Annotated in this window: 20 protein-coding genes; 13 read left to right on the top strand and 7 right to left on the bottom strand. The window is 61.9% G+C overall.

Annotation, left to right across the window (positions count from 1 at the left end; all coding sequences use genetic code 11):
• The first annotated feature begins 203 nt into the window (after window positions 1-203).
• Window positions 204-1,070: a DUF72 domain-containing protein gene (locus KJS47_RS17915; RefSeq protein WP_213526442.1), complete on the top strand. Its 867-nt coding sequence runs from the start codon at window positions 204-206 to the stop codon at window positions 1,068-1,070.
• Between the two features lie 48 nt (window positions 1,071-1,118).
• Here the strand turns inward: KJS47_RS17915 and cdaS are convergent, their stop codons facing one another.
• Window positions 1,119-1,757: a sporulation-specific diadenylate cyclase CdaS gene (gene cdaS, locus KJS47_RS17910; protein ID WP_213526441.1), complete on the bottom strand. Its 639-nt coding sequence runs from the start codon at window positions 1,755-1,757 to the stop codon at window positions 1,119-1,121.
• 162 nt (window positions 1,758-1,919) lie between these two features.
• On the opposite strand from cdaS, the gene KJS47_RS17905 reads away from it, so the two are divergent.
• The 3 genes from KJS47_RS17905 (at window position 1,920) to KJS47_RS17895 (ending at window position 6,626) form a co-directional block, all read left to right on the top strand.
• A complete protein-coding gene (locus KJS47_RS17905) occupies window positions 1,920-2,747 on the top strand; it encodes an aldo/keto reductase (RefSeq protein WP_213526440.1) in 828 nt (275 codons plus the stop codon).
• A gap of 259 nt (window positions 2,748-3,006) precedes the next feature.
• Window positions 3,007-3,474, top strand: coding sequence for a MarR family winged helix-turn-helix transcriptional regulator (locus tag KJS47_RS17900; RefSeq protein ID WP_213526439.1), 468 nt, complete (start codon window positions 3,007-3,009; stop codon window positions 3,472-3,474).
• Window positions 3,471-6,626, top strand: a complete 3,156-nt coding sequence (locus tag KJS47_RS17895) for an MMPL/RND family transporter (protein WP_213526438.1) — start codon at window positions 3,471-3,473, stop codon at window positions 6,624-6,626. Before KJS47_RS17900 ends, KJS47_RS17895 begins: the two co-directional genes overlap by 4 nt.
• Window positions 6,627-6,862: 236 nt before the next feature.
• On the opposite strand, the gene KJS47_RS17890 is transcribed toward KJS47_RS17895, so the two are convergent.
• The gene (locus tag KJS47_RS17890; RefSeq protein ID WP_213526437.1) at window positions 6,863-7,057 is read right to left on the bottom strand and encodes a hypothetical protein; all 195 of its coding nucleotides are present in this window, start codon (window positions 7,055-7,057) and stop codon (window positions 6,863-6,865) included.
• 254 nt (window positions 7,058-7,311) lie between these two features.
• Here KJS47_RS17890 and KJS47_RS17885 point away from each other — a divergent pair, with 254 nt between their 5' ends.
• The 4 genes from KJS47_RS17885 to KJS47_RS17870 all read left to right on the top strand — a co-directional run bounded on the left by KJS47_RS17885 (window position 7,312) and on the right by KJS47_RS17870 (window position 12,041).
• Window positions 7,312-8,271: an AAA family ATPase gene (locus KJS47_RS17885; RefSeq protein WP_213526712.1), complete on the top strand. Its 960-nt coding sequence runs from the start codon at window positions 7,312-7,314 to the stop codon at window positions 8,269-8,271.
• Window positions 8,272-8,277: 6 nt separating this feature from the next.
• Window positions 8,278-9,552 (top strand): DUF58 domain-containing protein, encoded by a 1,275-nt coding sequence (locus tag KJS47_RS17880; RefSeq protein WP_213526436.1) that lies wholly within the window; start codon window positions 8,278-8,280, stop codon window positions 9,550-9,552.
• Window positions 9,545-10,867, top strand: a complete 1,323-nt coding sequence (locus KJS47_RS17875) for a DUF4129 domain-containing protein (protein WP_213526435.1) — start codon at window positions 9,545-9,547, stop codon at window positions 10,865-10,867. Before KJS47_RS17880 ends, KJS47_RS17875 begins: the two co-directional genes overlap by 8 nt.
• A 280-nt stretch (window positions 10,868-11,147) precedes the next feature.
• Window positions 11,148-12,041: a DUF1206 domain-containing protein gene (locus KJS47_RS17870; RefSeq protein WP_213526434.1), complete on the top strand. Its 894-nt coding sequence runs from the start codon at window positions 11,148-11,150 to the stop codon at window positions 12,039-12,041.
• Between the two features lie 246 nt (window positions 12,042-12,287).
• On the opposite strand, the gene KJS47_RS17865 is transcribed toward KJS47_RS17870, so the two are convergent.
• Complete coding sequence (locus tag KJS47_RS17865) at window positions 12,288-13,880, bottom strand: bifunctional GNAT family N-acetyltransferase/carbon-nitrogen hydrolase family protein (RefSeq protein ID WP_213526433.1); 1,593 nt, start codon at window positions 13,878-13,880, stop codon at window positions 12,288-12,290.
• Window positions 13,881-14,048: 168 nt separating this feature from the next.
• Between KJS47_RS17865 and KJS47_RS17860 the strand changes: the two genes are divergently transcribed.
• The 3 genes from KJS47_RS17860 (at window position 14,049) to KJS47_RS17850 (ending at window position 17,138) form a co-directional block, all read left to right on the top strand.
• Window positions 14,049-15,887: an MATE family efflux transporter gene (locus KJS47_RS17860; protein WP_213526432.1), complete on the top strand. Its 1,839-nt coding sequence runs from the start codon at window positions 14,049-14,051 to the stop codon at window positions 15,885-15,887.
• 118 nt (window positions 15,888-16,005) lie between these two features.
• The gene (locus tag KJS47_RS17855; protein WP_213526431.1) at window positions 16,006-16,308 is read left to right on the top strand and encodes a hypothetical protein; all 303 of its coding nucleotides are present in this window, start codon (window positions 16,006-16,008) and stop codon (window positions 16,306-16,308) included.
• 245 nt (window positions 16,309-16,553) lie between these two features.
• Entirely contained in the window at window positions 16,554-17,138 is a 585-nt protein-coding gene (locus tag KJS47_RS17850) for a histidine phosphatase family protein (protein WP_213526430.1), read from the top strand.
• 868 nt (window positions 17,139-18,006) lie between these two features.
• Here the strand turns inward: KJS47_RS17850 and KJS47_RS17845 are convergent.
• Window positions 18,007-18,591: a Gmad2 immunoglobulin-like domain-containing protein gene (locus tag KJS47_RS17845; RefSeq protein WP_213526429.1), complete on the bottom strand. Its 585-nt coding sequence runs from the start codon at window positions 18,589-18,591 to the stop codon at window positions 18,007-18,009.
• A 231-nt stretch (window positions 18,592-18,822) separates the two neighbouring features.
• Between KJS47_RS17845 and KJS47_RS17840 the strand changes: the two genes are divergently transcribed.
• Window positions 18,823-19,335, top strand: a complete 513-nt coding sequence (locus KJS47_RS17840) for a type 1 glutamine amidotransferase domain-containing protein (protein WP_283772093.1) — start codon at window positions 18,823-18,825, stop codon at window positions 19,333-19,335.
• Between the two features lie 234 nt (window positions 19,336-19,569).
• Window positions 19,570-20,142, top strand: a complete 573-nt coding sequence (locus tag KJS47_RS17835; RefSeq protein ID WP_213526427.1) for a DNA-3-methyladenine glycosylase I — start codon at window positions 19,570-19,572, stop codon at window positions 20,140-20,142.
• A 64-nt stretch (window positions 20,143-20,206) separates the two neighbouring features.
• On the opposite strand, the gene KJS47_RS17830 is transcribed toward KJS47_RS17835, so the two are convergent.
• From KJS47_RS17830 to KJS47_RS17820, 3 genes are all read right to left on the bottom strand, one after another.
• Window positions 20,207-20,527, bottom strand: a complete 321-nt coding sequence (locus KJS47_RS17830; RefSeq protein ID WP_213526426.1) for a hypothetical protein — start codon at window positions 20,525-20,527, stop codon at window positions 20,207-20,209.
• 129 nt (window positions 20,528-20,656) lie between these two features.
• Window positions 20,657-21,118 (bottom strand): MarR family winged helix-turn-helix transcriptional regulator, encoded by a 462-nt coding sequence (locus KJS47_RS17825; protein WP_213526425.1) that lies wholly within the window; start codon window positions 21,116-21,118, stop codon window positions 20,657-20,659.
• Between the two features lie 456 nt (window positions 21,119-21,574).
• Complete coding sequence (locus KJS47_RS17820; RefSeq protein WP_213526424.1) at window positions 21,575-22,660, bottom strand: Gfo/Idh/MocA family protein; 1,086 nt, start codon at window positions 22,658-22,660, stop codon at window positions 21,575-21,577.
• Window positions 22,661-23,015 lie beyond the last annotated feature (355 nt).

The raw sequence follows: 23,015 nt of genomic DNA, 5'->3' as shown, positions 1-23,015 counted from the left end.
CTGAGGTAGAAAGATAAAACTTAGCCCGCTTAGCGGAAATCGGCATTAGAGTCAGGAAGAAGCATTCAGAGGTAAAAAGAGACAAAACGGGTGTGCCACGGACCCTGCGCCCGTCACCGCATTGGCACCGGGGCGGGGTTCCGTTTTACAATAGAAGCCTAAGCCGGAACAGATAAGGAAGCGCTGGAAAGGAGGAAGCGGGAATGGAGAAGAGAAGCGGTATCATCCGCATCGGACTCGCCGGCTGGGGCGATCATGCAGAGCTGTATCCGCCGGGTACGGCGGCCAGGGACAAGCTCAGTGTCTACAGCGGCCACTTTCCGGTCGTCGAGGTGGACAGCTCGTTCTACGCCGTGCAGGCGGAGCGGAACTACGAACGGTGGGCGGCCGATACGCCGGACGGTTTCGGCTTTCTCGTAAAGGCGTACCAGGGAATGACCGGCCATCAGCGAGGCAAGCTGCCCTTTGAGACGGTCGATCAGATGTACGCGGCGTTCCTCGATTCGATCCGGCCGCTTCGCCGGGAGGGCAAGTTGCTCGCCGTACTGTTCCAGTTCCCGCCCTGGTTCGACTGCAACCGCGACCATGTCGAGGTGCTGCGGGACGCGCGCGAGCGGATGGGAGACATCCCGGTCGCTCTCGAATTCCGCCATGAGAGCTGGTTTCACCCGGCGTTCCGGGAGAAGACGCTGGCGTTCATGGAGGAGGAGGGCTGGATCCACAGCATCTGCGACGAGCCGGAGGCCGGACCGGGCTCGGTGCCGACCGTTCTGCACCCGACCAGCCGGCAGCGGACGGTCGTGCGGTTCCATGGGCGCAATACCGCCGGCTGGAACCAGTCGGGAGCGGCCAATTGGCGGGACGTCCGGTATTTGTACCGCTACAGCCGGGAGGAGCTGCTGGATTGGGCCGCCAAGCTGGAGAAGCTGAGGGCCGAGACGTACGAGCTCATCGTCATCTTCAACAACAACTCGGGGGGCGACGCCGCCGCCAACGCCAAGCAGCTGACGGAGCTGCTCGGGCTCGGCGATCAGGGGCTGGCGCCGCGCCAGCTCGATCTGTTCGAATGAGGATTCGCCCGGTACGAGAGAAGAACCCGACTTGCTTTTAGCTCGCCGCTATGGAGTCGGTGCCTTGTCGGGATGAACGGGCAGGAACGGGTACAGCTTGCCCTCGAGCGCAAACGACGCATGGCCGGTTTCCTCGGAGAGGACAACGACAAGCGCGTCGGTCCGTTCGGACAAGCCTAACGCCGCCCGGTGCCGCGTCCCCAGCTTTTGCCCCCGGGTAGAGCGCCGGGAGAGAGGGAGAATGTTGGCCGCCGAGACAATCTCGTTGCCGCGGATGAGGACGCCGCCGTCGTGCAGCGGATTGCCCGGGAAAAAGATCGACTCGAGCAGCGCATTCGTGAACTGGGCGCGGATACCGATGCCCGGCTGCAGCAGCTCGTCCAGCGGATCGTTGCGCTGGATGACGACGAGCGCGCCGTGGCGGCGGTTCGCCATATGGACGATGCTTGCGCTCAGCTGCTCGTAGATCTCCGTGTAAGGAGACAGGTAGCAGTTGAGATAGAACGAAGAGGCGAGCGATTGCAGCGTCAAGAACTGCTCCCGGATGTGGGCGAACCGGTTCAGCATACAGGTCGATTCGTTATCGAGGGCATCCGAGCCGGCTTCAAGATCATCCAGGATTGCCGCGATGGTTTCTTTGACCTTGGTCTTGAGCGGGGAGATATCGCACGGCGTGATGGTGGTCATGGGAGCACCTCCTAAGCGGTTGGGACACGCTGGTTCGGCAAAATTGGTAAAGCTAGTGTTCCCGGGCTGCCCGGGGACTACTCGTTTGGTTTGCGCCACTGCGTTGTGGTATGATGACGATTGATTAGGGCCTCACCAAACTATAGAAGCGGAGGGATCGAGATGATCAAAGGATTAACCGATACGACTGTCCTCCATAACGGCGTTCGCATGCCCTGGCTCGGCTTGGGAGTATGGCGCGTTCCCGAAGGGCAGGAAGTGGAGAGCTCCGTCCGTGCGGCACTGGCCGCAGGCTACCGCAGCATAGACACGGCCGCCGTCTACGGCAACGAGGAAGGCGTAGGCAGGGCGATCCAGCAATCCGGCGTCAAGCGCGACGAGCTGTTCGTGACGACCAAGGTTTGGAACAGCGAGCAGGGCTTCGATTCTACGCTGCGCGCCTTCGAAGAGAGCCGCAAGAAGCTCGGACTGGACTACATAGATCTGTATCTGATTCATTGGCCGGTAAAAGGCAAATATAAAGAGACCTGGAAGGCGCTCGAGAAGCTCTATAAGGAGAAGCAGGTTCGGGCGATCGGCGTAAGCAACTTCCACGTGCACCATCTGCAGGACGTCATGCAGGATGCCGAGATCGTCCCGATGGTCGACCAGGTGGAATTCCATCCTCTGCTCGCCCAGCGGGAGCTGCGTACGTTCTGCCGCCATAACAACATCCAGCTCGAGGCGTGGAGCCCGCTTATGCAGGGCAACCTGGACATCCCCGTGCTCAAGGAGATCGGCGAACGCTACGGCAAGTCGCCGGCGCAGGTCGTGCTTCGCTGGGATTTGCAGAATGGCGTCGTCACCATCCCGAAATCGGTGCACGAGCATCGCATCAAGGAGAACGCCGATGTATTCGATTTCGAGCTGACCGCCGAGGATATGGAGAAGATCGATGCGCTGAACGAGAACAAGCGCTACGGATCTGATCCGGACAATTTCAATTTCTAGTGCCCGCTCGGAGGTGGCATAACGAAGCGCGGAAGAGGCCCGAGGAGAATCTCCCCGGGCTTTTTTGTGCATCCGTCATTCGGTTGACGGCCGCCCTCCCGTTTTGGTATAGTCTACCTGTTATTTAGTTCAATGATCGAACAGTTCTCCTGTCGAACAACCTGGGGCTGTCCATGCCGCGAGCTAAGCGGGACGGTCGGCTCCAGGGTCCGGGCCATGCTCCGGAACGGGCAGGAGGAAGCGAGGGAGGGTGGAGAGAATGACGAACGAGAGCCGGCTGAAGAGCTGGATCGAACGCTACGAGGCGGCACACTTCCTCATCGGCAAACGGCTCGACGCGATGATGCGCGAGCAGCTCGGCGGCGAGCTGACGATCGAGCAGTTCTCGATTCTCCGGTATATGAAGCGGCGGGGCCGGACTACGTCGACGGAGCTGGCGGACGCCTTTTGCGTCGGCAAGAGCGCCATTACGGCGATCATCACTAGACTCGTCGACAAATCGCTGATCGCGAGAGTGCAGGACCAGGAGGACCGGCGCGTCGTTTATCTGGAACTTACGGACGAGGGGTACCGCATCGAGGAGATCGCCGACGAGAAGGTGCAGGCCAATGTAGGCAAGTATTTGGCAACGTTCCCGGAAGATGAGATCGAGGGCTTCATGAGCTGCTTCGAGCGGCTTGCCGCGCTGATGGTGGAAGATTCGGAAGGACGGGGGACACACGAATGAGAGCGATATTGAAAGTAAGATGGTTGCTGCTGGCCGCATGGGTGGCGCTGGCGGCCGTTCTGTTCGTGACCGCGCCCGACATGCAGCAGCTGGTGCGGGACAAGGGGCAGATCGGCGTGCCGGACGGCTACTCCTCCTCGCTGGCGACTCAGATTCTGAAGGATGCGAGCGGCGGGCAGGAGGCGGAGGCGTCGGACGCCGTCCTCGTATTCCACCGGAGCGGAGGCTTGACCGCCGAGGATAAGCGGCAGATCGAGCAGGCGGTGAAGAGCATGGACAGCCGCAAGGCCGATCTCCATCTGAGCCGCGTCATGTCGCATTTCACCCAAAAGGAGCTTGAGGAGCAGCTGGTCGCCAAGGACAACCAGACGATCCTCGTCCTCGTCAGTCCCGACAAGGGAGCGGGTGAGGCGGACGAGCTTCGCGCCGCGTTGAACAAGGAGCTGGAGGGAGTCCAAGCCGAGCATTACCTGACGGGCAACCAGTTCATCGACGAGGATGTCGTGAAAAGCTCGGAGGAAGGGCTCAAGCGGACCGAGCTGATTACGCTCGTCTTCATTCTCGCCATTCTGTTCCTCGTTTTCCGGTCGGCGGTGGCGCCGTTCGTCCCGCTCGTGACGGTGGGGCTCACTTATTTGATCTCCCAATCGGTCGTCGCGTTTCTCGTGGACCGCTGGGATTTTCCGCTGTCCAACTTTACGCAGATTTTTCTCGTGGCCGTGCTGTTCGGCATCGGCACCGACTACTGCATTCTGCTTATTAGCCGATTCAAGGAAGAACTGGCACATTCGGGCGACGTGAAGGACGCCATCGTGCGGACCTACCGGACCGCAGGCAAGACGGTCTTCTTCGCGGGTCTTGCGGTTCTGGTCGGCTTCGCCTCAATCGGCATGTCGACGTTCATCCTGTACCGTTCGGCGGCAGCGGTGGCCATCGGGGTCGGCGTGCTGCTCCTGGCACTCGTGACCGTCGTGCCGTTCTTCATGGTCGTGCTCGGCCCGAAGCTGTTCTGGCCGTCCCGGGGCTCGCTCGAGCACAAGCAGAGCGCGCTCTGGGGCTGGGCGGGACGCGTTTCGCTGAAGCGGCCGCTTCTTACGCTGCTGATCATCGCGGCTGTCGTCGCCCCGGCGCTTCTCGTCTACGACGGGAAGCTGTCGTACAACTCGCTTGACGAGATCGGCGAGAAGTACGATTCGGTCAAGGGCTTCAACATCGTCTCGTCCAGCTTTGGTCCGGGTCAGACGATGCCGGCCAAGGTCGTCATCCAGGGCGACCGGCCGCTCGACAACGCGGAGGGGCTCGCTGCGATCGAGAAGATCAGCCGCGAGCTGGCCAAGGTGGACGGCGTCGAAACCGTCCGCAGCGCTACCCGCCCTGTCGGCGAGGAGCTGAAGGACCTGCTCGTCTCCGAGCAGGCCAAACAGCTCGACCAGGGGCTCGGGCAGGGCAAGGACGGTCTCGAGCAAGTTCGCAGCGGCCTCGCGGAAGCGAGCAAGCAGCTGAGCGGCTCGGCGCCGCAGCTGGCGCAGGCGGCCGGCGGAGCCGGCGAGCTCGTCAAGGGCACGACCGATCTGAAGAACGGCGTGACCGAGCTCAGCCGCGGTCTGGCCCAGATCGAGAAGGGCGTGCGCGACGGCTCCGCCGGCGCAGGCGAGCTCAAGACGGCGGTCGCGCAAGCCGAGGCAAGCGCCCGGCAGCTGGCCGCGGCGGCAGAGCAGCTGCTTGCCGGCTACCGGCAGCTGGAGCAGGGGCTCGGCACCTTTGACGCCAAGTACCGCGAGATCGAGCAGGGCGTCGGTGGCCTGGCGCAGGCGCTCGGAGGCGCCAGCCAGAGCCTCGCGAACCTCGCCCAAAAGCACCCCGAGCTGCAGCAGGACCCGGATTTCCTGACCGCGCAGGGCACTATCGCCCAGGCGCAGCAGGGCGCTACTCAGCTATCCGGCGGTCTTCAGCAGCTGAATGCCGAGCTGGCCAAGGTGTCCGGCTCCCTCGCCGAGGCCAACGCCGGCCTCGCGCAGGCGGCGGCCGGCCAGAGCCAGCTGGCGGGCGGTCTCGCTCAGCTCGTCAGCGGCCTAGGGCAGCTGCAGCAGGGCCTCACGCAGGCGGCCGACGGCCAGGGCCAGGTGCTCGCCAAGCTGCCGGCGCTGTCCGGCGGCCTGGACCAGCTGGCTGCCGGTCAGAAGCAGCTGCAGGACGGCTTCTCGCAGCTCGACGGCCAGCTCGGCCAGCTGACCCAAGGGCTCGACCAAAGCGTGAGCGGTCTCGGCCAGATCAGCGATGGGCTCAAATCGGCGCAGGATTACCTCGGCGGTCTCGCCGCGGCGCCGGACGACAAGATGAGCGGGTTCTACATCCCGACCGAAGCGCTCAAGAACAGCGACTTCCAGCAGGTGTTCGATACGTACCTGTCCAAGGACCGGAAAGTCGCCACGTTCGATATCGTCTTCGAAGGCAACCCGTATTCGACCGAGTCGATCGACAAAGTCAAGGACATCAACGAATCGGTGCATCGGGCGGCCAAGGGCACGCTGCTCGAGGGCGGACAGTTCGGCGTGAACGGCGTCACCGGCATCTACGCCGACCTCGACCAGATCTCCGAGGCGGATTATTCGCGGACTGTCGTGCTGATGCTGATCGGCATCGCGATCATCCTCATTCTGCTGCTGCGTTCGATCATCATGCCGCTCTATCTGATCGCCTCGCTCATTCTGACGTATTACACGTCGATGGCGGTGGCGGAGATCATCTTTGTCGATCTGCTCGGGTATTCCGGCATTTCGTGGGCGGTTCCGTTCTTCGCCTTCGTCATCCTGGTCGCGCTCGGCATCGACTACAGCATCTTCCTGATGGACCGGTTCAACGAGTACAAGACGCTGTCCGTACGCGAGGCGATCGTCGAGGCGATGAAGAACATGGGGACCGTCATCATCTCGGCCGCCGTCATTCTCGGCGGCACGTTCGCGGCGATGCTGCCCTCGGGCGTGCTGTCGCTGCTCGAGATCGCAACGATAGTTATCACCGGACTCCTGCTGTACGCGCTGGTATTCCTGCCGTTCTTCATCCCGGTTATGGTCAATCTGTTCGGGAATGCGAACTGGTGGCCGTTCCTCCGCAAGGGCTCTTCCTCACACGACAACGAGCTGTCGGCATAGGTAAGCCGGGCGACGCAGAGACGCTGTTGAGACGAGGGAGAGACGAGGATCGCCGGCCGGTGGAAAGCCGTAGAGACGGAGAGAACGCGGATCACCGGAGGGAAGACGTAGAGACGGGGAAAGACGCTTGTCACCGAATCCGGTGCCCCCGGCGCTCACGGTCCTCTTCCTCCGAAGGGCACATCAAAAAACCATGGCACCGTGTGCCATGGTTTTTTTTGTGTCCGCCATTGGGATTATTTGCGAAGATTCTCCTGATCGATCATTCGGTTGTGGTCGTCCACGAGACGGCCTTCGTCAGTCGCTTTGCCGGAACTTGAGGCGGCGGCACCGCCGCTCACCTGCTCCACATAGCTGCGGAACCCTTCGTTTTGCTTCTGGGCCTCGCGTTTTTTCTCCAACAGGTCTTTCGGGTCCTGACCGTTCGGCATAGGCATGTCCTCCTTGTTGGATAGAGTATACCCGTTCTTACCCGTTTTCTTGCGCGGCGAATCAGACGGCCTGTGGAAATCTGGGGCATCCTCTCCCGCTAACCCGATACCGCCGGCAGGACAGCTGCAGGGAAGCGTCTGGGAAAAAAGGGGAAAACAGAGTATAGTGTAAGGAAGTCCTTTTGCGCGTGGAGAACCGCGTAAGCGTTTTCTGCGGAAGACAAAGGGGAAAATTCAGCATGGGCGGTGGAGAAATGGAATTTAACGAGATACGGCAGATGGCCGACGACATCAAGCGGACGGTAAACCGGGTTATCGTCGGCAAGGGAGAAGTGGTGGACCTGCTGCTGGTCGCGCTGATCGCGTCGGGACACGTGCTGCTTGAGGACGTGCCGGGCACCGGCAAAACGCTGCTTGCCAAGACGATGGCCCGCTCGCTCGGCTGCTCGTTCCGTCGGGTTCAGTTCACGCCGGATTTGCTGCCGTCGGATTTGAGCGGCATTCATTATTACAACCAGAAAGTCGGGGATTTCGAGTTCCGTCCGGGCCCCGTCTTTACGCAGATTCTGCTGGCGGACGAGATCAACCGGGCGACGCCCCGGACCCAAGCGAGTCTGCTCGAGTGCATGGAGGAGCGGCAGGTGACGGTGGACGGGGAGACGAGACGGCTGGACAGCCCGTTCCTCGTCCTCGCCACCCAAAACCCGGTCGAGAACCAGGGCACGTTCCCGCTGCCGGAGGCCCAGCTTGACCGGTTCCTGGTCAAGATCAAGATGGGCTATCCGTCGACGGACGAAGCGATGCATATCCTGAAGCGCTTCAAAGAGGACGATCCGCTCGAGACGATCGAACCGGTTGCCTCGGCTGCCACTATCCTTGAAGCCCAGCGGATGTTCCGCCGGACGCGGATCACCGACGAGCTGCTTGCCTACATAGTTGCGATCGTCGAAAAGACGCGGACGCATCCGGAAGCGGCCGCCGGCGTCAGTCCGCGGGGCAGCCAGGCGCTGCTGCGGGCTTCGCAGGTGTACGCGGTGCTGCAGGGACGCGATTATGTCGTGCCGGACGACATCAAGGCAATGGCCGCTCCGGTACTCGCCCACCGGATTATTCTGCGCAACGCGATGCGGCAGAAGGACGGCATGGCCGAGCGCATCGTCGCTCAGGTGCTCGCCGAGACGGCCGTGCCCGCCGAAGAACCGGTCCGGGGGTAGCCTGCCATGGCGATCGGCTGGCTGTTGTTCGTTGCATTTCTGGTCGTCGTGGGCCAGAGCTGGGTGTACAAGCGATACTCGCTGCGCGGCCTGAGTGTGAGCCGCACATTCAGCGAGCAGGCGGTGACCGAGGGAGACGAGGTGGAGATGGTCGAGCGGATCGCGAACCGCAAGCCGCTCCCGCTTCCCTGGATCAAGCTCGAGTCGGCGATTCACGCCCATTTGAGGTTCCGCAAGCAGTTTCATGTCGACATCAGCGGCGGCGAGCTGTTCCAGAACCATTCGAGCGTCTTCAGCCTGATGCCGTACAAGCAGATCACAAGACGCCACCAGATCCGCTGCATGCGGCGCGGCTATTACCAGCTGAACACCGCCACGCTGACGTGCGGAGACGTGCTTGGGCTGCAATCGGGACACGTGACCCTGCCGCTCAAGGCGGAGCTGACCGTCTACCCGAAGCTGCTGCCGCTGGACGACCCGGCGCTGCCGTCCCGCAGCTGGCTCGGGGACGTGCTGGTCAAGCGTTGGATTATGGAGGACCCGTTCGTTGTCACCGGCGTTCGCGGCTACCGGGACGGCGACTCGCTGAAGGACGTCAACTGGAAGGCGACGGCCCGAACGGGTGAGCTGCAAGTACACCAGAAGGGCTTTACGGCGGACACGGCGATCCGTCTCGTCCTGAACTTTGAGGTGGAGGAGACGATGCGCCAGGTCGTGAGCGATCCCGAGCTGATCGAGCGGGGTATCTCGCTCGCCGCCACCCTCGCTGCCTATGCGTGCGAGCAAGGAGCCGAAGTCGGGTTCGGCTGCAACGGCCGCGCGTTCCATACGGAGGACTTGTTCGTCCGGGTGGAGCCGGCGGCGGGCTACGAGCATCTGCAGGTGCTGAACGAGACGATGGCCCGGCTCGTGCTCGTGTCCGGACAGAGCATGGCCGACTATCTGGAGGAAGAGCTCCATCTGGCCGGCCGGCAGTCCGTCTACGTCTTCCTGACGCCTTACTTGAACGACCGGCTGCATAGCGCGCTGCAGCGGCTGGAGGCGGCGGGTCATGCCGTCGAGACGATTCTGCTGGAACACGCTCCGGCGGAAGAACTAGACCCGGACATGGCTGCCGAAGCCGAGCGGATGAAAGCGGCGGGCTGGGACTCGCCGGATAGCGGGACGGTTCCATCCGGCGCGGCCCCGGCCGCGGGCGCAGACATGTTCAGGTCAGGGGGCGGCCTGGCCGCCGCCGGGACGGCGGGAGCAGGAACGGAGAGGAGGAAGGCGCATGGCTAGACTTCGCAGAACGCTGTTCACCTGGCTGCACGGCGGCATGGAGATTCTGATCTTTCTGCCGATTCTGCTCGCTGTGGGAGTAGCGGTGGCGCCGTCCGGCCAGGCGCTGCTTTGGACGGTGCTCCTCTCGCTGTTCTATCTCGCGGGCGCGGCCGGATGGCAGCTGCTCCGCATCCGAAGACGCGTGCTCCGGCTGCTGTACGTGGCCGCGGCCGCCATAGCGGTCGCTTGGCTGCTGCCGGCAGGGCCACTGGGACTGTGGGGAGCCGTCCCGGTTGGCGCCGTGCTCGTCTACCGGGGACTACAGATGGCGGAGCGGACGCTCGTCACCATGTACCCCGAGATGGTGTACTGGATCGGCCCGTTTCTGTACTGGGCCGGCTCGCTCTTTTACCGCAACGTGACACTGCTGAAGGTATACGAGACGGCTTACGGCCGCCTCGGCCTCCTGACGCTCGTGCTTGTGTTCGTGCTGACGAACCGGGTCCACCTCCAGTGGACGGCCTCGTCCGCGAACCGGAACCAGGAGCGCGGCAAGACGGCCCGGCTCGCACCCGGCATGCTGCGGCACAACCGGGTGCTGCTGGGCGCGCTGCTTGTCCTTATCGTCCTGTTCAGCCAGTGGCGCGGGCTGCTCCACGCGCTGCAGGCGCTGTACGGCGGCGTGCTGATGCTGGTGGCCCGCCTGCTCGCCCTGCTGCCCCAAGCGGAGGAGAGGCCGCCGGAGACCCAGCGGCCGCCGGACCAGATGCCGCCGTTCGACATGGAGCCTTCGGAGCCGTCCCGGTTCCTCGTCCTTCTCGAGATGGTCGCCAAGGTGGCGGTTATGCTGGCTCTCGCCGCGGGCGTCGTCCTCCTCCTGATCGTGCTCTTCAAGCGGCTCCGCCAGCTCATTCGCTGGCTCCGCGAGAACCGGATGGGGATGAGCGGAGAAGAAACGGCGGGCGAAGGCTACGTGGACGAAGAGGAGAGTCTGGAAGGCTGGAAGCAGATTGGCGGCCGTTCTGCCGACCGGGTGCGCGCCTGGCTTTCCCGCTTTGGCCGCCGTGAGCCCAAGTGGGAGGAATTGGCCAGCGGGCAAGAGAGGGCGCGCTACCTGTACCGGCAGCTGCTCCGCCGCCGGTCGGAAGAGGGGGAGGCCGCGAAGCCCGGGCTTACGCCCGCCGAGACGACCGGCGAATGGGCGGCCCGGCATCCGGAGCGGACGGCTCCGCTCGGCGAGCTGGCGAAGGCCTATAACGAAGCCCGGTACGGGGAGCGGGAGCCGAGGCAGGCCGACCTGGACCGGACCCGGCGCGAGCTAGGGCTCGATTAGAGGCGGGAGTCCGGACCGGGTGAAGCGTGGATGCTCATGCGGAGGCTGCTAGGCAAAGGGGTGAACGGCAAGTAGACCCTGTCGCCGGCGTTCGCGCACTTCCCGGCAAGTGCGGCACGACAGGGAGCGGTCAACCTTTTACGGCAAGAAAGAAAGGCAGGATTCGGCAGGTTCTCCAGGGCGGCGCGCGGGTAAGTGGTTATAAACATCGGCCGCTGCGCCCGTTCTGCCTGAATAGGTTCCCTCGGGCTGCGAGCTGCGGCGGGAAGGAGAGGAAGCCATGCTGGAGACGAAGCCGCCCCGGACCGGGCGCATCTCATCACACGTAAAGGCCGCATCGGAGAAGGCGGAGCGAGAGGCCGCCCCCTGGATCGACCGGATGGGCCAGGCCGGCTTCGCCGCCAAAGGCATCGTCTACCTGCTCATCGGGCTGCTGGCCGTTCTGGCGGCCTGCGGCACCGGAGGCCGGTTCGCGGACACGCGAGGAGTTCTGGAGCTGATCGAAGGGCTGCCGCTCGGCGAAGCGGCGCTCACCGCTATCGCCTTCGGTCTTGCCGGCTACGCCGTCTGGCGGTTCGCGCAGGCGATCGCCGATCCCGACCGCAAGGGACGGTCGGTAAAGGGAATCGCCGCGCGGATAGGTTACGCCGGAAGCGGGCTGTTTTACGGCGGCCTCGCCTTCACGGCGCTGCGCCTCGCCTGGAGCAGCCAGGGCGGAGGCAAGTCCAAGCAGGGCTGGGCGGCCGAGCTGCTGCGCCAGCCGCTTGGCGAATGGATGCTCGGCGGCATCGGCGCCGGCATTCTCGTCTTCGGCGGCTACCAGCTGGTGAAGGCGGCATCGGCCCGGTTCGCCGACGACTGGAAGCGGGAGGAGATGAGCGAGACCGGCTACCGCTGGGGCGTCCGGCTCGGCCGGCTCGGCGAGAGTGCCCGGGGCGTCGTCTTCGGCATCGTCGGCGTGTTCCTGCTCGTCACGGCCTGGACCTCCGAGCCCCGCTACACCAAAGGCATCGACGGGGCGCTCGCCGAGCTGGCGGCCAAGCCGTACGGCAGCTGGCTCGTCGGCTTCGCGGGTGCGGGACTGATGGCGTACGGGGTGCTGCTGTTCGTCTATGCGAGATACCGGCGACTGTTGAGGGACCGCGGGCAGGAGGACGACCGGGCTCGCCGCTGACCGCTGGAGCGGGAGGAAGCACGGCGGCTTAGAGGAGAAGCTCACCGGAGAGCAGCGCCTGTGGTTAGCGGGGAGGCCGGAGGCCTTGAGCCCGGAGCTCTCAGAAGTGTCTCGCATGGACGGCAAGACACCGATCCGACAGGCGGGAGAGAACAGCAAAGAGCCGGCAGCATACACACTGCCGGTTCTTTGCTTTATCGCCCTTTGCCCCGGGCGGGCGCCTGGCCCTGCCAATCGCCTGGGGGATCAGCCGCTCTCCTCGTGGTCGATGTTGTGGTCGATGGCTTTTTCCATCTCGGGCGCGAGCCCTTTCAGCTTCACCTCGAACAGGTCGCTGCGCCGGTCCTTCAGCTGCAGCACGCTGCCCGAATGACGGATGCGGCGCAGCAGCTCCAGGTCGACGTCTCCGACGATCATCTGCTCGATGTTCGGATTGCACTCGTGAGCGATGCCGTCGCGGGGGAAGGTGAAGTCCGACGGCGTGAAGATCGCCGATTGGGCATATTGTATGTCCATGTTGACCGTATGCGTCAGGTTGCCGACCGTCCCCGCAATCACGGTGTAGACCTGATTCTCGACGGCTCTCGCCTGTGCGCAGTACCGCACCCGGAGATACGCCTGTCGGTCGTCGGTGCAGAACGGGATGAAGATAATGTTCGCCCCGAGATCGGTGACGATCCGCGACAGCTCGGGGAACTGGATGTCGTAGCAGATCAGGATGGCGATCTTGCCGCAGTCGGTATCGAACACGCTGATCTCGTTGCCGGGCTGCACGCCCCACCATTTGCGCTCGTTCGGGGTGATATGCAGCTTATACTGCTTCTCGATCGTCCCGTCGCGCCGGAACAGGTAGGCAATGTTGTAAATGTTGTGGTCTTCCTCCACGAAATGCGAGCCGGCGATGATATTGATGTCGTATTTGACCGCCATGTCGGTGAATAGGCGGATGTAGTCCTCTGTGAACGTCGACAGCTTGCGGACGGCCTGGCTCGGGATTTTTTCATCCAGGAACGAGAGCAGCTGCGTCGTGAAGATTTCGGGGAAGACGACAAAGTCGGATTTGTACGTGGAGCCGACCTCGACGAAATATTCGCACTGCGTGGCGAATTCCTCGAACGAATCGATCTTCTTCATCATGTACTGGACGACCGAGATGCGCACGGGCAGCGAGGTGCGGAAGCTGCGCTTCTCGACCGGCTGGTAATCGATATTGTGCCACTCCATCAAGGTAGCATACGTGAGCGAATCCTTATCGTCCTTCAAGTACCGGTTGTTGATCCGGTTCAGCACGAACCCGTTCATCATCTGGAACGTCAGCACGGGGTCGAAGATGTTGCGGTTCATGACCTCGTTCACGTACTCGCGCGGGGACATCTCTTTGGCATAGAGATGGTAATTCGGAATGCGGCCGCCGATCAGAATGCTCTTCAGGTTCATCTCTTTGGCGAGCGCCTTGCGCGCGTCGTACAGCCGCCGGCCGATCTTCATGCGCCGGTAGTCCGGATGCACCATCACCTCGATTCCGTACAGGTCGAGCCCGGTCGGGTCGTGGTTCGTGATGTAGCCGTTGGCGGTAATCTGCTCCCACGAGTGGTTGTCGTCATACTCGTCAAAGTTGATGAGCAGGCTGGAGCACGAGCCGATGATCTTGCCGTCGTATTCGACACAGAACTGCCCCTCCGGGAAAATGGCCAGATGGCTCCGGAGATGCTCCCGGGTCCACGGCTCCATATGCGGAAAGCAGATCTGCTGCAGAGCGATTAGCTCGTCGATATCTTTATGCTCTATGTTGCGCAGAATAATTTTCTTCTCAAATTTGGACAAATCCAAGTCGGGCATGCCGATCCTCCTCAGGGTCATTAGCTTACGTCATACATTAATTTAACCAGGGAAGGGTGCAATGAAAACGGACGGCGGCGGCAATCCCTGCCAAATGGCACTGGTCTGGGTATATAATAGAACCAATAAGGGCGCAGAACAGACAGAAAATACCTAACAGAAGCGAAGGTGGACATCATTTCGGAGAAACCAATCGGTGCCCGTACGGTGTCCGGAGCCGCCCGGGAGCGGACCGGCCCCGGCGGGAACGAGGCGGCAGGCAAGCGCGCCGAGCCTGACTTGCGGCCCGAGGAGGAGCCGGACGAACGCGGCGGGGCGGGGGCAGGCTCCCCGCACGCGCCGGTGCAGGCCGCCGGGTCAGCCGCCGAGAGGGAGGCTATACGCGCCGCGTCAACAGAAAGCGAAGCGGTACGCGCCGCGCCAACGGAAAGCGAAGCGATACGCGAGACGGCGGCGGAGACTGCCGCGGAGGAAGCGGCTGCCGACAGCGCAGCAGGACCGGCGGCGGAAGAGGCGGCCGCGGCCGCAGCCGCAGATAGCGCGGCCCGCGCAGCCGGCGAAGACGACGCGGCCGGAGGCGAAGGTGCGAGCCGTGCAGCCGGCGGGGAAGAAGCCGGGTCTCCTCCCGCGGCGGAGGCCAATAGCGGAGATCCGTTTGCTACGCTCGACATCGCCGACAAGAAGGCTGTGCGCCGCCGGATTCTGCAGATGGCCGGGCCGTCCCTCGTCGAGATGCTGCTCGTCAATTTTGTCTCGATGCTTAACATGATCATGGTCGGCCGGGTAGGCGCAGAGGCGGTCGCGGCCGTCGGACTGACGAATCAGCCGTACTTCCTGCTGCTCGCCGTCTTCATGACGCTCAACGTCGGCACGACCGCCCTCGTGGCCCGCTCCATCGGCAAAGGAGATCCGGGCACCGCGAACCGGGCCGCCGGACAGGCGTTCCTGCTCAACATCGCGCTGTCGATCGTCATTATCTTTTTCAGTTATCGGTATGCGGAAGAAATGCTCGTGATGATGGGAGCCTCGGCGGAGGTGCTGACCGAGGGCGTCTCCTATGCGCGTACGATGTTCCTGGCCATCGGCTTCACGGCAGTCTCCATGAGCCTGTCGGCCATTCTGAGGGGCTCCGGGAATACGAAGGCGCCGATGAAAATCAACGTGCTCGCGAACATTTTGGTGGTGCTAATCGGCTTCCCTCTCATCTACGGGATGTTCGGCCTGCCGAAGCTGGGTGTCGTTGGCGCGGGGATCGCGTCGATGGCGTCGCAGTTCGCCTCGATGAGCGGCCTCTTGTACGTCCTCTTCAAGGGCAAGTCGCAGGTCCGCCTGACGGGCGCGAATATTCTGCGCCTGGATGTCTCGCTCGTGAAGCGGATTCTGCGCATCGGGCTTCCCGCTGCGGGCGAGCAGTTTGCGATGCGCGGCGGCCAGATCATATTCAGTAAAGTAGTGGCGAGCCTCGGCACGATTACGTTCGCGGCGAACCAGATCGCCTTCAGCGTGCTCGGCCTCACGTTCATGCCGGGAATGGCGTTCTCCATCGTCGCCACGACGCTCGTCGGGCAGGCGCTCGGCGCCCGCAAGCCGGAGCTTGCGGAAGCGTTCGGCTGGGAGATCCGCAAGCTGGGCGTCATTGTCGCCGGTTCGCTCGGCGCGCTGTTCGTCGTGTTCGCTCCCTATATCATGATGCCCTACACGAGCGACGCCCGGATTGTCTCGCAGGGGGCGATTGCGCTGCGTGTCGTCGGCCTCGTACAGATTTCGCAGGCGACCCAGTTCATCCTGGCAGGGGCGCTGCGCGGAGCGGGAGACACCCGGTTCCCTCTCTACTCGACGTTTGTCGGCGTCTGGGGCTTCCGGGTGCTGCTGAGCGTCATGTTCGTGCTCTGGTTCGGCTGGGGCATCCTGGGCGCCTGGCTTGCGATTGCGGCGGATCAGATCATCCGCTCGGTCATTATCGTCGCCCGGTACAAGAGCGGCAAGTGGAAGAGCATTCGGGTATGACACCTACGGCAAATTCATCCGTATAACGAATATACTAGTCATGACAGCCAGGCCTTGCGGGCCCGGCGGATGGCTTGGCGGGAAGCCGCCGTACGCCTCTGGAAGGGAGGAGATTTGAATGAGTTCGGATATGAGAAGATTGCTCGGCGTCGTGCAAATGGTCGTCGAGGCCTGTATTGCGCTCGGCTATTTGGTTGGCCTGATCCCGTTCGCTTTTCTATGGTCGTCGAGTTGGGTCGTCCCGCTCGTACTGGTCAGCTTTGTGCTGGCGCTGCTGCTTCGCAACAACACGCTGGTTCCGGCCGTTGTGAACGTCCTGATGGCGTTCCTCAGCTTTATTCCGCTGCTCGGCTATGTGACGCGCATTATCGGGATTCTGCTGTCGCTGTATAACCTGTCGCAAATTCGCAGAACGTCCTGACACAGGGCGTGCCCAGCTTCGCCGCCAACAGAGGCAGCCCCTTGCAAGGGGCGCCTCTTTTTCGTAGCTTCGGGTCCGGTACCGTTCTCTCACGCCGGGTGGCTCGGCTGCCATGGCGCCTACGCCAAGGAGTAACGATGAAATAAAATGCATGAAGGATGAAACAATCCTGCATGTTCCCGCATTCCCCCGCTTTGTATAAAGAAACGAAATTTTAGATCAAGTAGAGGAGAGAGAACCTGCTTATGGCAACGACGATTACCTTCGTAAGACACGGACTAACCGATCACAATCTGGAGAAGAGAGCGCAAGGGCATACGCACAATCCGCTGAACGAAACCGGCAGGCGGCAAGCGGCCTTCCTGGCGAAGCGATTAGCCGAGGAACCGTGGGATGTGCTGATTTCCAGTGATTTGAGAAGAGCGAGCGAAACGGCGGCGTTCATCTCGGCCGCAATCGGCAGACCGGTCGACTTCTTCGATGAACGGCTGCGGGAGAAGGACAGAGGCCGGATTGCGGGGACGACGGAATCGGAACGGATCGCGCGGTGGGGAATCGATTGGGAGCGGATGGACATGGGGCAGGAAATGGACGACTCCATGCGCGCCCGGGGCATGAGCTTTGTTGAAGAGACGGCCGCCCGGTTCGCCGGCAAAAAGGTGCTCGTGGTCACCCACGGCTACTTTCTGGGCCAGACGCTCAAGGCGCTGATGGAGGACGAATCGACCGGCGACGACCTGCGCAACACTTGCGTGACCACGATCGCCCATGACGGTGAGAAGTGGACCTATTTGCTGTACGATTGCATTCGGCATCTGCCTGAGGAATAGGACGAGCCCGGTCCTTCATACCCGGTAAAGTTCCCGGTATTTGGCAGGGCTCATGCCCATAGTTTGCGTAAACACACGGCTCAAATAGAAGCCGCTCTAGAAGCCGCAGCGCGCGGCGATTTGAGGAAGCGTCAGCTCGGTCTCGATCAGCAGGCCGGCTGCGGATGCGCAGCGAACGCAAGGCAGCCGACGGGGTTTTGCGGAATACTTTGCGGAACCGCCTCGTGAACTGGACCGAACTTAGGCCAAGCCATGCGGCGAGCCCGCTCATGCTGAACGGGGCATAGGCATGCTGGCAGAGCCATTCGGCCGCCCGGTTCATGAGCGGATCGTCGGCATCCGTCAGGCGGGACCATTCCTCCTGCCGATGCTCTTCCTCCCATAACTCGCTGCTGAGCTGCCAGATATCGTTCAGCATCATCTGCTTGCGCCGGGTGCTGCGCGGGTCGATGGCAAGATGAAGCCTGCGCAAATAAGCAAGATCGGAAGCCAGCCATTTGCCATCCGTCGGATTCGACTTGAAGGAGGGCAAGCGGCTGGCTGCTTGCTGCTGCGGAGGTCCGGATAGCTCGAAACCGATCAGATGGAGCTGCAAGGGCAAGCCCATCTCGCGGTGAAACGCGATGCCCGGAGGGCAATAGATGAGGTCCCCTGCGCCTGCCTCCCCGCTTTCCGCTCCGATCCGATAGCGGAAGTTTCCCCCTTCAACGGCGAACAGCATCCAGAGAGGATACGTGTCCGCGCTCAACTCAAACTTCTCCTTACGCTCGAAGTAGGCATGCGAGACGAGGAGCAGCGACTGCTCCCACAGAGCTTGATTGTCCATACGTTTGAAGGCTCCTTAGTAGGGTGCTCATGCCGCCGCCAGTCAGCGGAACTGCTCAAGCGGGACGGCCAGCTCATGGACGCGTGAGCCGTCTTTGCCGCTTTCCTCATACAGCTCCAGCATTAACGTGCCGTTGCCCGGCAGCTTGTCGGCGGGAATGTCCAGCTGAAGCTCGAAAGAAGCCCAGGCGGGGGCGCCGCCCTCCAGCTGCCGGTGCCGGTCGAGCAGGTAGTCGTGTCCGTCGCTCACCGCGTAATGCATAACCCCTTCGAATACGCGGGCCTGTCCCTTGACCGTATACTTGCCGTTCTTGCCGGAGACTTCCATCACCCGGAACGCTGTATTCGCGTGCTCCGGCTGGCGGCCGGCGGCGGTCACCTCCACCTGCTGGGCGTTTTCTTCCCAGCGGACTTCCGCGATGCCGGCCTCCGCAAGGGCGGAGACGGGGAGATACGTGCTACCGTTATAATTGAGAGCCGGAAGCTCCTCGCTTGCATACCGCTCTCCTTGCAGCACGACCGGATAGGTCGGAGCGACGAGCAGGTACTGCTGAACCGTTTGGGCGACGGCCGGTGTAACCGCTGTCAACACTGCGCCTGCCGCCAGACCGAGTACGAATTTTTTCATGGCGAAACCCTCCCTGCTACCTTGATCGGATGAGTCCGGGAACCGCGACCTGGTCCCCTGTCCCCTCAGTTTCCCAGACATCCCGGCCGAATGCAATGCCGGATCTCCCTGCTTGGCGAGCCGTTTAGAGGCATATACGGAGAAGGACAGGCATCTGTTAGGGGAGGGCTTTTCTTGGGTAATAGTAAGGGTGGCACAAACGCCGGACACCAAGAGAAAGGGGAGAGGAACGTGAAAAAAGTCGCATTCCTGCTAGCAGACGGATTCGAGGATTCCGAGATGCAGAAGCCGTATGAGGCGGTGAAGGAAGCCGGATATGAAACGGAGATTATCGGACTCGAGAAGGGTGCCCAGCTGAAGGGCAAAAAGGGGACGGTGTCCTATACCTCCGATCTGGGCATCGATGAGGCCCAGCCGGCCGAATATGACGCCGTCGTCATTCCGGGCGGGCAGTCGCCGGAGAATCTGCGCACGAACGACAAGATGGTGGAGTTCGTCAAGCAGATTGACAGCCAGAAGAAAACGGTGGCCGCCATCTGCCACGGGCCTCAGCTGCTCGCCAGCGCCGATCTGCTGAAGGGCCGGACAATCACGTCGTACAACGCGCTCGAGGACGATATGGTGAACGCGGGAGCCTCGTTCGAGGACAAGGAAGTGGTTGTGGACGGCAACTTCGTGACGTCCCGCAACCCGAACGACGAGCCGGCCTTTATCCGTGAGCTGCTGACCAAGCTAAAGGCGTAAAGACGACCCCTCATCAGCCGCATAGACCGCCCGCACGAGCCGGCGGGAGCCCGCCTGTAGGAGGCCGCAAGGCCGCCCGCAAGCGGGCTTTTTGGCGTTCGGCCCGTTGACTGATGGAGATTCGCTCGTTGGGACATTCAAATCGCAGATCGCAGATTAACAGGGAACGGATGTTCTGTTATACTGGGAAGGGTTAGAGAGCAAACATAGAGGATAACTAGAGGAGGCGCGGGGATGCAGCGATGCAGCTGGACGACGAACGATCCGCTGTACATAGAGTACCACGATACGCAGTGGGGGGTGCCGGTTCACGACGACCGGGAGCTGTTCGAGATGCTGCTGCTCGAAGGCGTGCAGGCCGGGCTCAGCTGGATCACAGTGCTGAAGAAGCGGGAGCATTACCGCCGGGCGATGGATGGCTTCGACCCCGAGCGGATCGCGGCTTACGGCGAGGACAAGCTCGAGGAGCTGCTGGCCGATCCGGGGCTTATCCGCAACCGTCTCAAGATGCGGGCCGCCGTCACGAATGCCCAGGCCTTCCTGCGCGTCCAACGGGAATTCGGCAGCTTCGACCACTATATCTGGCAGTTCGTCTCGGGGAGCCCGGTGCAGAACCGGTATGCGTCCTCGAGCGAGGTCCCGGCCCGGACGGAGCAGTCCGATGCAATGAGCCGCGACTTGAAGCGGCGCGGCTTCAAGTTTGTCGGAAGCACCATCTGCTATGCGTACATGCAGGCGGCCGGCATGGTCAACGATCATGTCACCGGCTGCTTCCGCCACGCCGAGCTGTCCGGCGGCGGCCGCTGAGCTATTCCGCAACGGCAAACGGCCGGCACGCTTCCCGATTGGGAAACGTGCCGGCCGTTGCCGTTCAGCGGATCTGTTTAGGCTGCTTCGCAGCGTCCTGGGCGATCTCCATGTCGAGCTGTCCTTCGCTTAGCTGCTCCTGAGCCTTCGCGGTTGCCGGGCGCGCCGGGTCGGTATACCCGACCACGCCGAGCCGCCGTTCCGCCTCATGGAGCTGCTGCTCCGCCTGATGCGCCCACTGGCGGGCGATGCGCATCTCCTCCGGATCCGCGCTGGCGTTCGCCTGGGCGACCGCTCGTTCAGCGTCCTGCGCCGCTTCGACGGCGGCATTGGCGTTCTCGATCGCCTTGTCCATAGGCTCCTGATGCTGGTTGCGCTGCACCATTGCAAGTCCCTCCCTCGTAAGCGGGATGATGGTTCATCCGGCTGCTCCTACTAGGATGCGCAGACGAACCCGGGTTCATCCCGCTAGGTAGCCCCGCGGTCGGCAGCGCCGCATTCGAGGGAGAGAAGGTCAGCAGGTTTCGCGGGGGGCTCCCTGCTTGGTCGCCTGAGCCGTCTGGGCAACCTTCTCGAATGATTGGATAAAGGCATGCAGCTCATCGGGTTCCAGGCAGGACAGATGCTGCGTTACGATTTCCTCGCGTTTCTCCTTCACTTGCTCCAGCACCTGGCGGCCCTTCTCGGTCAGCCCGATGAGCACGACGCGCCGATCTTGTTCGTCGGCCTCCCGGATAACCAGGCCGTGGCTGACGAGCCGGTCGATCATGACGGTAATGGCGCTTGGTTTGACCTCCATCAGCTCGGCGAGCCTCGAAGCCTTGCAGCTGCCTTCCCGGTGAAGGCACATCAGAATATAGAATTGGGGGCCGGTTACCCCCAGATTGGCATGCTGTTCGGGCCCGATTCGCTTCAGCAGCGTGAACAGGGCCATTTGGAACCGTTGGGAGTAAGTATCTTTGTTGGTCAGCGTCATGGGCTTCTCCTTTCCAGTCCAGTATCACCTGGTACGATTACGGTGGCGAACCATTCCATTCTCGAATAATTAAGCTATTTAAATAATAGCATTCTCTTCACGTAACGTCAAGGTCGGGAGGGGGATTTTGGAAGCTGGCGGGCATGAAAAAACCGCCCCTTCCGGGGCGGGACCTTGGCGTCAATCACTCACTCAATTAAGAGCGAAGCAGGACAAGGCGGTCGGCAGCGAAGACAGGCTTCTATGGGACCTGCCGGCCTTCCATTTCCAGAGTGGTTGAATAACCGGTACAGGCAAACATAAGCAGCAGGAGACCGATCAGCAACGTCTTTTTTCGTTTCCTAAACTCGATACTTAGCGCTCCCTTTCATTCTCCATTTCTTGGCTCGGTACACGCAGCGAGGCTGCCGATTCTTCAAGCGGCAGCCTCGTGTTGCGTGTTTATATGGTTGTGTCTTAAGCGTTCATGTTCACCAGGTCAGGCGTGAGCGAAATTTCCTTCTGGGCATCGGACGAATCGTAGATCGCCTGGATAATCTGCGATGAAGCGATGACCGAATCGATATGGGCCGGCGATTTCTCGCCTGTCCGGATGCAGTTCAGGAAGCCGTCGATTTCGTTCTGGAACATGTTGCCAGCGTTGTACTTCGGCGTGGTTTCCAGCAAAGCGCCGTTTTTCGCGCTATAGATGACGAAATCCTTGCCGTACTGCAGCCGAATACCTGCTTTGTCGCCGATGAAATCGATGAACGATTCGCTGACGCCGATGTTTTGCGCCCAAGCGCCGTTGACCGTAATAGTCGGGCCTTCGGTGCGGACGAGAGCGGTCACCGAGTCGTCCACGTCGTAGGTGCCCTCGTAGTTGGGAGGACCTGCCCACATGTTCGTGTATGTATAGTTGGGCATATCCTTGCCGAGCTTGCTGAATGCCTGGCCGGATACCGTGAGCGGCTGGGGATCGCCGGTGCAGTACATGACGATGTCGAGGTAATGGACGCCCCAATCGATCAGAGCACCGCCGCCGGCAATCGCCTTGGTCGTGAAGGCTCCGCCGAGTCCCGGGATGGAGCGGTGGGAGCGGAAGCTGACGTAGACGTGATACACTTCGCCGAGATCGCCGTTCTCGATCATTTGCTTGATGATATTGACTCCGGTATTGAACCGGTTGACTACGCCGATGTTGAGCACCTTGCCGGTTTCGTGCTGGACCTTCTGCATCTCCAGCGCTTCGGCGTACGTCCTCGCGGCCGGCTTCTCGCACAGCACGTGCTTGCCCGCCCGCAGGCAATCGATCGAAATCGAAGCATGCCCGTTGTTCGGCGTGCAGATCGATACCGCTTCGACCTCGGGATCGTCAAGAATGACGCGATAATCCTCCACCGCCGTGCCGCAGCCGTAATCGCTCACCGCTTTTTCGGCCCGTTCCTTGATAATGTCGCAGAAGTATTTGATTTCCGCGTCCGGGTTGGCCATATACGCTTTGATATGCGCGCTGTTGGCGATCGTTCCGCAGCCGATGACGGCCACTTTGATTTTACTCACCGCTATCCCTCCCAGGGGAGCTGTCGCATGGTAGCGCTTCCGAAATATGTCCTGCCGCGGAGCGCATGCCCGACAGATCCGATTTGTGTGTCAAGTTCATTGTACCGGGACGGCCGAGATATACCAAGAGGTTTTCTCGAAATTTTTCCCGTATTTTTGTAGGCGTCCCGTCTCCCTCTAGGGGTCGGAGGGGAAAACGTCGCGAAGCTCCGGTCACGGTGGTGCTCGGCATCTTCAAGACGGTGGTCACCCACTAAACGGGCCGCCGAACATTCGGTTCGACAGAACCTTTGTTTAAAGGGTGACAGCCTCGGGTAAGAAATAAAAAAATTCGCCTGTTACGCACGAGCTTGGG

The sequence above is a fragment of the Paenibacillus sp. J31TS4 genome, from assembly GCF_018403265.1.
Lineage (GTDB): Bacteria > Bacillota > Bacilli > Paenibacillales > NBRC-103111 > J31TS4.
The sequence above is the reverse complement of the archived record's forward strand: the minus strand, read 5'-3'. Positions and strand labels throughout refer to the sequence as shown.